Consider the following 11,086-nt stretch of genomic DNA (forward strand, 5'->3'; position numbering starts at 1 on the left):
TTAAAAAGGGAGGACCCTGATAATGAATCAACGAATTGAAAAGCTGCAAAGCTGGATGAAGGAAAATGATATTCATGTAAGCTTTGTTACTTCATCTGAAAATGTATTTTACTTAAGCGGCTACTATACAGACCCGCATGAACGATTGCTTGCTCTTGCTGTCTTTCAAGAAGAAGAGCCGTTTTTGGTTTGTCCGGAAATGGAGATTTACAATGCAAAAAATGCTGGCTGGCAGCATGAAATCATTGGCTTTAACGACATTGTCAATCCATGGGATATGATTGTAAATGCGATTAAGAAGCGCGGAATTACTGTTGGAAAAGCTGCAATCGAAAAAGAACACATGAATGTGGAACGCTATGAACAGCTTACGGAATTATTCCCAAATGCAGCGTTCATTTCTGCTGAAGAAAAATTAAGACTTCTCCGCATGATTAAGGATGCAGAAGAATTAAAAGCGATTGAAGAGGCGTGCGCCCTTGCAGATTACGCAGTTCAGTTTGGCGCCAGTGAAATTAAAGAAGGGAAAACCGAGCTTGATGTTCTTAACGCCCTTGAATACGCACTAAAGCAAAAAGGCGTAACAGAAATGTCGTTTTCAACTATGGTGTTAACTGGTGCAAACGCCGCCTCTCCACACGGCAATCCAGGCATGACCAGAATTAAAAAAGGCGATTTCATCTTATTTGATTTGGGTGTAATCGTCGACCGCTATTGTTCTGATATTACAAGAACAGTTGCTTACGGGGATATTAATGATAAGCAAAAGGAAATCTATGATACGGTATTAAAAGCCCAGTTAGCCGCATTAGAGGCAAGCAAGCCAGGTGTAACAGCAGCGGAAGTTGATTTGACTGCCAGAAGAATCATCGGGGATGCAGGCTATGGAGAATATTTTCCACATCGGCTTGGCCATGGACTGGGAATTAGCATCCATGAATATCCTTCCATAAAGGAAACAAACCAGCTTGTTCTTCAAGAAGGGATGGTATACACTATTGAACCGGGCATCTACGTTCCTGGTGTTGCAGGCGTACGCATTGAAGATGATGTGTATATTACAGCCGATGGAGCGAGAGCATTAACAAAATTCCCGAAAGAGTTACAAATAATAAAGTAACCTGTTTGGATTTTTTTAACATTGAACTATAGATTGATTTGATGTAACATACAAATACAGGCTGCGTTGTACGTAACAATAATAAAGTTTTAACCTTTAAGCTGTTATAGGGAGTTTAAACATCGAAGCTGGAATGACAAGCCTCTGTCTATATGACGTGGAGGACACGCAGAAAAGCTTCTGAAAACACCCACTTTGAGGAGTGGTGGTTTAAAACTTTCTTATATGAGGTACGGCAAATGCGGCTTCTTAATTTGGGTCTTTCTCACCAGCTTTCATATGAAGCTGGTTTTATTTTTTTAATACAAAAGGGAGAACCGCTTTGGCGGCCTCCCTTTTTTCCTGTTCCTTACTGACCAAGTAAGCCTTTTGCTTCTCTGTATTCCAGTCCTTGAGCCTTCGCAACCGCCTTAAAGGTTACATAGCCGTCTAGTGTATTGATACCTTTTAATAATGCTTCATTTTCTAAACAGGCCTGCCGGTAGCCTTTATTGGCAATCTGAACGGCATAAGGAACGGTTACATTTGTTAAAGCAATGGTCGAAGTTCTTGGAACAGCTCCCGGCATGTTGGCAACAGCATAATGGACAACACCATGTTTAATATAGGTCGGGTTATCGTGGGTGGTGATTTTGTCGGTTGTTTCAAAAATCCCGCCTTGATCAATCGCGATGTCCACCACAACACTCCCAGGTTTCATTGTCTTAATCATTTCTTCCGTTACCAGCCTAGGGGCTCTCGCACCGGGTATTAATACCGCCCCAATTACTAAATCCGATTCCTTTACTGCTTCAGCAATATTATAAGGGTTTGACATTAACGTTGTGACTTCTGAGCCAAAAAAATCATCTAATTGGCGAAGGCGGTCTGGATTCAAATCAATGATTGTCACTTTTGCTCCCAATCCAATCGCCATTTTGGCCGCATTTGTCCCCGCGACACCGCCGCCAATAATTGTCACCGTTCCTCTTTGCACACCAGGCACACCTGAGAGGAGGATTCCCTTGCCTCCATATACCTTTTCCAAAAATTGCGCACCAACTTGGGCCGCCATTCTTCCTGCAACCTCACTCATTGGTGTTAACAATGGAAGGCTTCCGTTTGGAAGCTGGACCGTTTCATACGCGATACCAACCACTTTGTTTTCGATTAAAGCCTTTGTTAATTCGGGTTCAGGCGCTAGATGCAAATATGTAAATAGGATCAGACCTTCCCGAAAATATTTATATTCACTTGGAATTGGTTCTTTCACCTTCATAACCATGTCCATTGACCAAGCTTTGTCTGCAGATTCAGTTAATTTAGCCCCAGCCGCCAAATAATCATCATCGATGAATCCAGACCCCATTCCGGCTCCTTTTTCAATGTAAACCTCATGGCCGTAGTTTACCAAATTGCTTACTCCTGCTGGAGTCATGGCCACACGATTTTCATTGTTTTTCACTTCTTTAGGTACTCCAATTCGCATTTTCCATACCTCCAAATCTATTTGTTAAAGATGCCCTGCCATATTCGGCAAGGCATTCATATTTTAATAGTAATAGCCAGACGGATATCCATAGTATGGGTAACCATAACCGTATCCATACGGGGATAACAAGGCTCCTGCGGCCAACCCTGTTAAGAACGGGGCTCCAAAACCGCCGTAATGGCCATAGCCACCATGATGAAATCCTCCGTGCCCAAACCCATGTTGAATTCTCGGGTCACTTGGGTCTGTTATATGATGGTTTATATCTACTATGGTATGACTGGGCATAATATTCATGACGTGGTTCAATTTATTTCTCTCCTCGTTTTTTTATTTTCTCTTTTAAACAAAAAATGGAAATCCTCCGAAGAAAGGAAAACCGAAGCCAAAACCGCCAAATGGGAAGCCAAAGCCAAACGGTGGGAAAAATGGCATTCCAAACCCCCATCCCCATGGTCTAAAGCCGAAGCCTCCCCAAAAAAGCCGTGAATCATGGTTTGCACGATTAACATTAGGGTCATAAGGCATTGAGCCTGGGATCATATACATATTGTGATGCATGGTTAACCTCCTCTGTTCACTAAAGAATATGCGTACGCGGAGGTAAATTCTTGGGTAAATGCCCTTTCCAGAAGAATTTCATAGACTAATGCACAAATAATAAGGGCTGTCTAAAAACTTTCGATAGCCTTTGTAGTTATTTTCTTTAATAATTCACTTTGTTAATTTGGTATAACATTATTAATTTAAAGGCTATTAGACAAGTCAGTTGTTTTGAATAAAAACTTTAGCTTATAAGATTAAGCAACTATTTTTTGCCAATAGAACAATGAGGGACAAATCGAAGGTATCCAAGCAGGAAATGTCCCTCATAAAGCCTATGAAGGACAAAATCGAAGGAACCCATAAAGGAAATGTCCCTCATAAGACCGATGAAGGACAAAAACGAAGCACCAATGAAGGTAATGTCCTTCATAAAGGTTTCACATTTAGCAAGGTTCGAAAAGGTGCGTGGCGATAAATTAGGTTAATCCGCCAGCCTGTTGATTGGAGCGGAGGGCACTCGACTCCTCGAAAATGCTATCGCATTTCCTTCGTGCGTGGGCCGATTAAAGGAAGCTTTTCAGTGTCTTGCGGGATATAGAGGTCACTGGAGACCCCACAGGCGATTTCGGCGCCGAGGAGGCTCCAGGACCTCCCCGCGGAAAACGAGTGCCCTGAGCGGAAATCAACAGGCCAGTTAGCAGAGACAATCAATTTAAAAGCAGCCATTAACTATTCCTCAACTACTGAAAAATCTCCATTTGTCGCTATTGCCGTTCCTTCGCCAATAAAACCGCTGTTATAAGAATTCATAATTTGTTCACTTACCTCAATTGCCCCATTTTCATCAAACTCAAATGAATATTGCTTATTCGGATCAAATTTAGTCATTTACCCCACCCCTTTTTATGTTAGTTACTTCATTATTGTTCGAAAAATTGCAACAGTTATTCGTTGTTAAATATTGTATAATCAAGGTGAGGAGATGATAATCATGGGACTTAAATATCAACATATTTTAGTCGCGATAGATGGATCGAAGGAAGCAGATTGGGCTTTTAAAAAGGGGATTGAAGTCGCAAAAAGGAACAATTCCAGCCTTCTATTAGTTCATGTCATTGATACTAGATCATTTGCCTTAATTGAAGCCTATGACACGGTTGTTGGAGAAAGAGCAGAGAAACTAGCCAAGGATATGCTTGAAAACTACCAAAAGCAGGCAGAGGATGCCGGTCTCTCTAATGTTCAGTATGAAATTGATTTCGGTTCTCCTAAAGTAAGAATTCCGAGGGATTTGGCTAAGAAGCATAATGTAGATTTAATTATTTGCGGTGCAACCGGAATGAATATGGTGGAAAGATTCTTTATTGGCAGCGTTTCAGAACATATTACCCGCTACGCGCCATGTGATGTTCTCATCGTCCGTACCTCAAAAGATATAGAATAAAGACATACTGCACGAAGCTAGATAGGCTTCGTGCTTTATTTTGAACTTTTTTGCGTGAATGCACCATAGATGTGTAGTAAAATGAAATCAACCTATAATTGATTTTTGGAGGCTTCTATGAAAGAGGACTTTACATTCGACTCACGTCTTGGCATTTATATACCTGATTTACGAGCGGATTGGAATCAGTACAGCAAAGCAAATCAAGAAGCTATTCTCTATCATTGGGAACGGATACGAGGCTCGATTCCCGACCGAATTGCGGACCTGGAACATGAAATCAATCATAAACAAGCACAGCTTTCAGATGAAAATGACTTCCCCCGCTCTTGTCAATTAAACACAGAAATTTCCGAATTGGCTTCCATCATCAATGATTTATGGCTCTGGTACCGGGCAGACCAAAGAGTTTCAGGAAAAGTTCACCAATAAAAAGATAAGGGCCATAACCTCACTGCTACGTAGTATTAAAGCAGTGCTGGGTAATGGCCCCTTATCATCCTATAAATCTTTTTTTATTTCTTTTACGACATGGCCGATTTCGGGCAAGATTAGTTTGTTCATAGCAAGTTTTACAGCGCCAGAGGAGCCTGGTGTTGAGAAAACAGCTTTATTTTTAATAACGCCTGCAACTGCCCTTGAAAGTATGGCCGCAGAACCAATATCCTCTTGATAGCTCAGGATGCGAAAGATTTCACCGAATCCAGTCATTTCCTTTTCAAGCAGACTTTGAACCGTTTCAATTGTTACATCCCGTTTGGCAATACCTGTTCCGCCATTTGTCAGGATCACATCAATATCCTCACGCTCACAGCCTTTCAGTATTTCCTCCTGAATGGGCAGAGCCTCATCCTTTACAATACAGTAGTCAACAACCTTGTGGCCTGCTTCTTCAAGCAAATCAATCATCAATCTGCCGCTTTTATCCGTCTCTTTGTCACGTGTATCACTAACTGTAATCACTTTACAATTCACTTGAATCTGGGCCGATTTTCTATGTTCTTGAATACTCATTCGCCAAACTCCTCTTTTTCTTTTAAATAACGAAGCTGATAATATTTCTGTGCCAGTTCCGTCACCTTCCTCGTCAGTTGATAATTGGCGCCTGCTCCAATTGCCATACTGATTAGCGGAACCCCTTGAACAAGTTTTTTTCTGAATAATGTAATGATCACGGCTTTAAACAGCTGCTGAAGTGGCTGCTCAAGCCAAGTGATATCTGTTATCTCTTCTGTTCCCTCATAAAAATAAGGATTTTCATTCTGCTCCAATTCAGCCATTAAAGTGGCCCAGCCATCTTTTTTCATTCTTGGTGGCAGCGTCGCTGTATGAAATACCTTTAAAGAAGTCATCAATTCATAGGGAGTGTTGACTTCAAAACCATAGGACATGGCAATTAATTGAACAACTCTTAAATTAATTACTGCAATGGCTGGAATATCCGTCCCGAGCAAAAGTTTCCCGCCGGTGCCTGCCAAACCACCCTGGATAAACGAATATAGCCGGTGTTTGGCAATTTGCTGTTCAGCTATGTATTGCAATTGATTGAAATCCAATTGCCTTAGGTCTTCTATTTTTTCGGTGTCCTTGTTAAAAATTCTCGCGGAGGTGATGATTCTATCCTTTGCATCCATTTGAAGCTGTGAGCCTTGGATAATTCCGTGCAAATGAAACAGCCAGCTGTCTAGACCTGAAAAAAACTGCCTTTGAAGATTCTCTGGTATCATAGAGAAGGACCGTTCCAAATATTTTTCATAGGTTAGTTGAAAGTCGTTTGCTTCATAGCTTAATAAGTTTTTTTCCCATTGCCGGATTTCGGCTAATTTTTTTCTTTCCTGGTCTGTTAATGGCATGCTTCCATCCCACCCTTTGAAAGCCTTTTTTATTCAGTATATCATATTAAAATTCAATGATAAAAAGGCAAAAGCCGCATTATTTTAGCCTTTGCCTTTTTATGAATTAATGAGATGCTGCTAAACGCTGCACGTCCCTAGCTATCATAACTTCTTCGTTAGTTGGGATGACCAATACTTTAACCGGTGAATGCGGATAGTTGATAAACGCCTCTTTGCCTCTAACCTTGTTAAGTGCAGGGTCCCAGTAAACTCCCATAAACTCCAGACCTTTTAAAACATTTTCACGAATTACATCGCTATTTTCTCCGATACCCGCTGTAAAAATAATCGCATCGACACCGTACATACGGGCTGCATAGGAGCCTAGGTATTTATGAATTCGATTTGAAAACACGTTCAACGCAAGCTTCGCCCGTTCATTTCCTTGCTTTGCCTCGATTTCTATATCGCGGAGGTCACTCGAAAAACCGGACACGGCCAGCATTCCACTCTTTTTATTTAATACATCCAATACTTCTTCAGCTGTTTTCCCTGTTTTCTCCATGATATACGGAATAAGAGCAGGGTCAATATTTCCTGAGCGGGTCCCCATCGTAACACCGGCAAGCGGTGTAAAGCCCATGGAGGTATCAATCGACTTACCTCCTTGAATGGCTGTAATACTTGCCCCATTTCCCAAGTGGCAGGAAATTAACCGCAGTTGTTCAATCGGACGGCCCAATAATTCAGCAGCCCGTTGTGAAACATATTTATGGCTGGTTCCATGGAACCCATACTTACGGATGCCATATTTTTTGTAATATTCATATGGCAGACTATAAAGGTAAGAGCTCGCAGGCATGGTTTGGTGAAATGCGGTATCAAACACCGCCACTGCGGGAACATTTGGAAGCGCCTGTTTGAATGCCTTAATTCCGGTAACATTCGCCGGATTGTGTAATGGAGCGAGTTCCGATAATGCTTCTATTTTATTTAATACCTCGTCTGTAATGATAACAGAATCGTTAAATTCTTCTCCACCATGGACGACGCGGTGGCCAATTCCCTCGATTTCGTTTAAGGATTGGATAATACCAAGTGATGTCAGTTTATCTAACAGCATTTTAACTGCTACTTCATGATTCGGGATATCAAGTGTCTCTTGAATTTTTTCACCATTAGCAGTGATATTGAAAATGGAATCATTCAATCCGATTCTTTCAATTAACCCTTTTGTAATGACTTCCTCTTCCGGCATTTCAAATAATTGAAATTTTAAAGAGGAACTACCTGCATTTATTGCGATTATTTTTGCCATTTGCTAAACGCTCCTTTTTTAAACCGATCTATATACATATACCCCTTTTATTTTGTGCAAACCGTTCTTGTTTATCTCCCTCAATTTCACATTTAAACACTGAAGAACATACATTTCAAGGTCAATTTCAAGTGGCAGCGTTTTCGGAAAATAATAATTATATTCTCATTTTTCTTAAAATAAAAAAAGGTGACTTTTAACGTCACCCTTTGTTTTCCTGGAACCATCTTTCGATGTTCACTAAAATTTTATCCATTTCCTGCCGATTGGATAGACTTGGAAGGTTGACAAGCAACGCCTGTTTTGGCGGCTTTATCTCCTCGCCTTTTTTCTGCACAATCAAAATGCTTTTCGCGGAATTTTTATCACGGAACATGCTGTTCGGCAGCTGCATAAGCCCTTGAATGATTACCTCTTCCTTTAAATACTCATGGAGTTGTCCAGCTTGGGGGCTCTCAAAAAGACCATTAGGGATCAGGAAGAATAAATAGCCCCCCGGTTTCGTATGGCGGACGCTTTGCTCAATAAACAAATGATGCGAATAGGAATGACCCTCTTTCGCTTGTAGCTGGTAATCTGCTGCTCGAATATCATTTGGATAAAATCCAATCGGCAAATCCGCCACTACTGCATCAACTGATTCAATAAATAATGGTTCAAGGCTATCCTGATTAAAGAACTGGACCGGATTTTCTTGTAAATTTGCATTTACATAAGCAAGCTTTATTAAAAGATCATCAATCTCTACCCCAACAGCCGCAATTTCTTTATGAACATGGTTTAGTATCGTCATTAATAAATTCCCGGTACCAACTGCAGGGTCAAGCAAACGGAAGGATGGTTTTTTAATAAAACGCTCAACCAAATACGCAATGAGCATCCCAACGGAATCAGGAGTCATTTGATGGTTGGGCTGAACATTTTCTTTCATGCCTTTTAAAATAACCAGCTGAAATGCCTTACGAATATCCTCATTTAAGTATTTCTCCAAATCTATCTCTTCATATTGCTTTTTCAATCTTTTTAGCGTTAATTCACTTAGTTCTTCCTGAAGGATAGACGCTTGGAAAAGATTCTCGCCGGTCTCCGCTAAAGCTTCCAAAAAAGAACAATCCAATTCTTCCTGTAAGACTAAAGCTGTTTCATTAAACATTGTAAACAATTTTTCAGTTGAAGAAATATTCATATTACACCTCACGATAAAAGGCCCCGCTGCCGCGGAGGCCTTCATTTAATTATTACTTAGCGCTTTTTGCTGCTTCAAGAGCCGCTTCGTAATTTGGATGATTCGTAGCTTCGCTTACATACTCAACATACGTTACTGTATCGCTTGAATCTACCACAAATACAGCACGAGTTAATAATCTTAAGCCTTCGATTGCTACTCCGTAAGCTTCTCCAAAAGAAAGGTCACGGTGGTCAGATAAGGTTTGGACATTTTCGATGCCAGCTGCTGCACACCAGCGTTTTTGAGCAAATGGAAGGTCCACGCTTACAGTTAAAATTTTAACATTACCTAAACTGTTTGCTTCTTCGTTAAAGCGGCGTGTTTCTGCATCACAAACCCCAGTATCCAATGATGGAACGGAAGTAATTAAACGAACCTGCCCCTTGGTGTTGTCTAAAGTAACTTCTGATAAGTCATTGGCAAGTACTGTGAAATTAGGAGCTTTGTCTCCTACTTTTACCTCATTGCCTAATAGAGTAACCGGATTTCCCTTAAATGTAACATTTGCCATCTTTACATCCTCCTTTGTCAGTTCAAGTAAATCAGGCACTAAAACCTGCTCACTTGGAATATGTACAGAGTAAATATATCCTTTCAATACTATTTTTGCAATTATTAAGACTTTTAGAAAGAACACATTTTTGGAGCCTCCATCATGAAAAAAGTTAACCTTCCTAAAGTGGTTTGGAAGATTAACCTTTCAACTTATATATCAAAATCATGTTTTGCCTGGTTGTTTTGATATTGCGGGCTGCTCTGCTGTTTTGCTTCATCTTTTTTCGCGAACATCTGCTGAATCTTGTCAACTGCCTGAGGGGCAAGCTCTAGGATTTTTTCATATAAGTGTGTGCTTTCATCTAAATGAAGCATCTTAACCCCTTGTGAATTGACAATTAAAAAGGCAATTGGGGTAATCGATACACCGGCACCACTACCGCCGCCAAATGGAAGCTTTATCCCGCCCTGGCTTTGGCCCCCTTGACCGCCTTGTCCTTGGCCTTGTGATGTATCCATTTTGAACTCGCTGCCTCCCGCTGCAAAACCAAAGCCTACCCTGGAAACAGTCAGGATGACACTTCCATCCGGAGTTTCAACAGGATCTCCGATGATGGTGTTTACATCAATCATTTCCTTTAAGCTTTCCATCGCTGTCGTCATTAAACCTTGAATTGGATGATCAGACATAGCAGTCTCCTCCTCTTTCAAATTGAATTGGTTCTATCATTTGAAAAATTAGATTTGTTTTTGAAAGGCGGTTTTCCCCCCTTCCAAAATTTAATCAGTTTTAATCCTGCCAAAATAGCATACCCGATTCGAAACTGAAAAATACATTGAAAATAAGTTTGGACTACGCTTCCTTGAAACTGGGGAGTTATGCTTAATTTTGGCGTTGTTTTTAGTTTTAAATATTGACTGAGAACCCCGATAACCGATCCTTTCAAAGTCCAAAGAGCTCCTGTCAAAATAGCTGTTTGTGCTGCATCACCTATACCAATCATAGTCTGCCATTCAAATTCTTTAATACTTATTTTTCGTAAAAATTTCCTGATGATAATTTGGAGTCCCTTTACTTTTTTTAAGAGATCCTGGGTACGTTTCCAGTAGGACTTCACGTCTTTATTTGTAATCTGGGTCACATTCGGTTTGGAACTTTCGGCCTTTCCTGTTTCTGCGCTGCTTTTAACAACAATGCTCGGGGAATCTTCATCTACCTTGATTAATGGGATGCTTTTCTTATACCTAATAAGCCCAAACCAGATTCTAAACTCTACCTTTAAGTCATCATTATCATTGTGATGGAAATAAGTCAGCAGAATCGTCAGTTTAGTGAAAAGGATGAGAATAAATAAGAGCAAAAGAATTATCAGGGATGCCAACAGCCAGATCAACGTTTTCACAACCTTTCAACCTGCTATTATTTCCCATAGAAAAAAAAATAAACCTGCCGAATTGAATCGGCAGGCTGCATTATGATTCAGTATGAATAACGGTCGTATCAGTAAAAAGGTCGTGCAAACCTTGTTTTTTAGGTAAAAAGGCGACAATTATATAGCCGATAACGATAGTGGCAGAAATAAAGCGGCCAATCCATTCCCTAAACAAAACTGTCCCCCATGTAAGCCT

General features: G+C 40.6%; 15 protein-coding genes and 1 other RNA gene. 4 read left to right on the forward strand and 12 right to left on the reverse strand.

What is annotated here, in order from left to right:
• Positions 1 to 22: 22 nt before the first annotated feature.
• Together KHB02_RS25595 and ssrS are read left to right on the forward strand one after the other, a co-directional pair.
• Positions 23 to 1,120, forward strand: a complete 1,098-nt coding sequence (locus tag KHB02_RS25595) for a M24 family metallopeptidase (protein ID WP_213144614.1) — start codon at positions 23 to 25, stop codon at positions 1,118 to 1,120.
• A gap of 55 nt (positions 1,121 to 1,175) precedes the next feature.
• A non-coding RNA gene (gene ssrS, locus KHB02_RS25600) (6S RNA) lies at positions 1,176 to 1,372 on the forward strand.
• A 97-nt stretch (positions 1,373 to 1,469) separates the two neighbouring features.
• On the opposite strand, the gene ald is transcribed toward ssrS, so the two are convergent.
• The 4 genes from ald to KHB02_RS25620 all read right to left on the reverse strand — a co-directional run bounded on the left by ald (position 1,470) and on the right by KHB02_RS25620 (position 4,025).
• Positions 1,470 to 2,588, reverse strand: a complete 1,119-nt coding sequence (gene ald, locus KHB02_RS25605; protein WP_213144613.1) for an alanine dehydrogenase — start codon at positions 2,586 to 2,588, stop codon at positions 1,470 to 1,472.
• A gap of 63 nt (positions 2,589 to 2,651) precedes the next feature.
• Positions 2,652 to 2,900, reverse strand: a complete 249-nt coding sequence (locus tag KHB02_RS25610; protein WP_241114087.1) for a hypothetical protein — start codon at positions 2,898 to 2,900, stop codon at positions 2,652 to 2,654.
• 33 nt (positions 2,901 to 2,933) lie between these two features.
• Positions 2,934 to 3,152: a hypothetical protein gene (locus tag KHB02_RS25615; protein WP_213144612.1), complete on the reverse strand. Its 219-nt coding sequence runs from the start codon at positions 3,150 to 3,152 to the stop codon at positions 2,934 to 2,936.
• Between the two features lie 714 nt (positions 3,153 to 3,866).
• Positions 3,867 to 4,025 (reverse strand): hypothetical protein, encoded by a 159-nt coding sequence (locus tag KHB02_RS25620; RefSeq protein ID WP_213144611.1) that lies wholly within the window; start codon positions 4,023 to 4,025, stop codon positions 3,867 to 3,869.
• 103 nt (positions 4,026 to 4,128) lie between these two features.
• Here KHB02_RS25620 and KHB02_RS25625 point away from each other — a divergent pair, with 103 nt between their 5' ends.
• Positions 4,129 to 4,581, forward strand: a complete 453-nt coding sequence (locus tag KHB02_RS25625; RefSeq protein WP_213144610.1) for a universal stress protein — start codon at positions 4,129 to 4,131, stop codon at positions 4,579 to 4,581.
• 117 nt (positions 4,582 to 4,698) lie between these two features.
• Complete coding sequence (locus KHB02_RS25630; RefSeq protein ID WP_213144609.1) at positions 4,699 to 5,013, forward strand: hypothetical protein; 315 nt, start codon at positions 4,699 to 4,701, stop codon at positions 5,011 to 5,013.
• Positions 5,014 to 5,082: 69 nt separating this feature from the next.
• Here the strand turns inward: KHB02_RS25630 and KHB02_RS25635 are convergent, their stop codons facing one another.
• The 8 genes from KHB02_RS25635 to KHB02_RS25670 all read right to left on the reverse strand — a co-directional run.
• Complete coding sequence (locus tag KHB02_RS25635; RefSeq protein WP_213144608.1) at positions 5,083 to 5,595, reverse strand: MogA/MoaB family molybdenum cofactor biosynthesis protein; 513 nt, start codon at positions 5,593 to 5,595, stop codon at positions 5,083 to 5,085.
• Positions 5,592 to 6,434 (reverse strand): EcsC family protein, encoded by an 843-nt coding sequence (locus tag KHB02_RS25640; RefSeq protein ID WP_213144607.1) that lies wholly within the window; start codon positions 6,432 to 6,434, stop codon positions 5,592 to 5,594. Before KHB02_RS25640 ends, KHB02_RS25635 begins: the two co-directional genes overlap by 4 nt.
• A 106-nt stretch (positions 6,435 to 6,540) precedes the next feature.
• Positions 6,541 to 7,734 carry an acetate kinase gene (locus KHB02_RS25645; RefSeq protein ID WP_213144606.1) on the reverse strand — a complete coding sequence of 398 codons (1,194 nt, stop codon included), beginning with the start codon at positions 7,732 to 7,734 and terminating at the stop codon, positions 6,541 to 6,543.
• 202 nt (positions 7,735 to 7,936) lie between these two features.
• Positions 7,937 to 8,920: a class I SAM-dependent methyltransferase gene (locus KHB02_RS25650; RefSeq protein ID WP_213144605.1), complete on the reverse strand. Its 984-nt coding sequence runs from the start codon at positions 8,918 to 8,920 to the stop codon at positions 7,937 to 7,939.
• A gap of 52 nt (positions 8,921 to 8,972) precedes the next feature.
• Positions 8,973 to 9,473, reverse strand: coding sequence for a thiol peroxidase (tpx, locus tag KHB02_RS25655; protein ID WP_213119901.1), 501 nt, complete (start codon positions 9,471 to 9,473; stop codon positions 8,973 to 8,975).
• Positions 9,474 to 9,667: 194 nt separating this feature from the next.
• Entirely contained in the window at positions 9,668 to 10,147 is a 480-nt protein-coding gene (gene ytfJ / locus KHB02_RS25660) for a GerW family sporulation protein (protein WP_213144604.1), read from the reverse strand.
• A 17-nt stretch (positions 10,148 to 10,164) separates the two neighbouring features.
• Positions 10,165 to 10,860 (reverse strand): DUF2953 domain-containing protein, encoded by a 696-nt coding sequence (locus KHB02_RS25665; RefSeq protein WP_241114088.1) that lies wholly within the window; start codon positions 10,858 to 10,860, stop codon positions 10,165 to 10,167.
• Positions 10,861 to 10,930: 70 nt separating this feature from the next.
• Positions 10,931 to 11,086: RDD family protein (locus tag KHB02_RS25670; protein ID WP_241114090.1), on the reverse strand; the 156-nt coding region annotated here is incomplete at its 5' end.

The organism is Neobacillus citreus (assembly GCF_018343545.2).
Classification (GTDB): Bacteria; Bacillota; Bacilli; order Bacillales; family Cytobacillaceae; genus Neobacillus; species Neobacillus citreus.

Excerpts from the sequence above, each read along its gene's own strand:
- KHB02_RS25595 (WP_213144614.1), top strand. The coding sequence starts at position 23 with ATGAATCAACGAATTGAAAAGCTGCAAAGCTGGATGAAGGAAAATGAT.
- ald (WP_213144613.1), bottom strand. The coding sequence starts at position 2,588 with ATGCGAATTGGAGTACCTAAAGAAGTGAAAAACAATGAAAATCGTGTG.
- KHB02_RS25615 (WP_213144612.1), bottom strand. The coding sequence starts at position 3,152 with ATGCATCACAATATGTATATGATCCCAGGCTCAATGCCTTATGACCCT.
- KHB02_RS25620 (WP_213144611.1), bottom strand. The coding sequence starts at position 4,025 with ATGACTAAATTTGATCCGAATAAGCAATATTCATTTGAGTTTGATGAA.
- KHB02_RS25625 (WP_213144610.1), top strand. The coding sequence starts at position 4,129 with ATGGGACTTAAATATCAACATATTTTAGTCGCGATAGATGGATCGAAG.
- KHB02_RS25630 (WP_213144609.1), top strand. The coding sequence starts at position 4,699 with ATGAAAGAGGACTTTACATTCGACTCACGTCTTGGCATTTATATACCT.
- KHB02_RS25635 (WP_213144608.1), bottom strand. The coding sequence starts at position 5,595 with ATGAGTATTCAAGAACATAGAAAATCGGCCCAGATTCAAGTGAATTGT.
- KHB02_RS25640 (WP_213144607.1), bottom strand. The coding sequence starts at position 6,434 with ATGCCATTAACAGACCAGGAAAGAAAAAAATTAGCCGAAATCCGGCAA.
- KHB02_RS25645 (WP_213144606.1), bottom strand. The coding sequence starts at position 7,734 with ATGGCAAAAATAATCGCAATAAATGCAGGTAGTTCCTCTTTAAAATTT.
- KHB02_RS25650 (WP_213144605.1), bottom strand. The coding sequence starts at position 8,920 with ATGAATATTTCTTCAACTGAAAAATTGTTTACAATGTTTAATGAAACA.
- tpx (WP_213119901.1), bottom strand. The coding sequence starts at position 9,473 with ATGGCAAATGTTACATTTAAGGGAAATCCGGTTACTCTATTAGGCAAT.
- ytfJ (WP_213144604.1), bottom strand. The coding sequence starts at position 10,147 with ATGTCTGATCATCCAATTCAAGGTTTAATGACGACAGCGATGGAAAGC.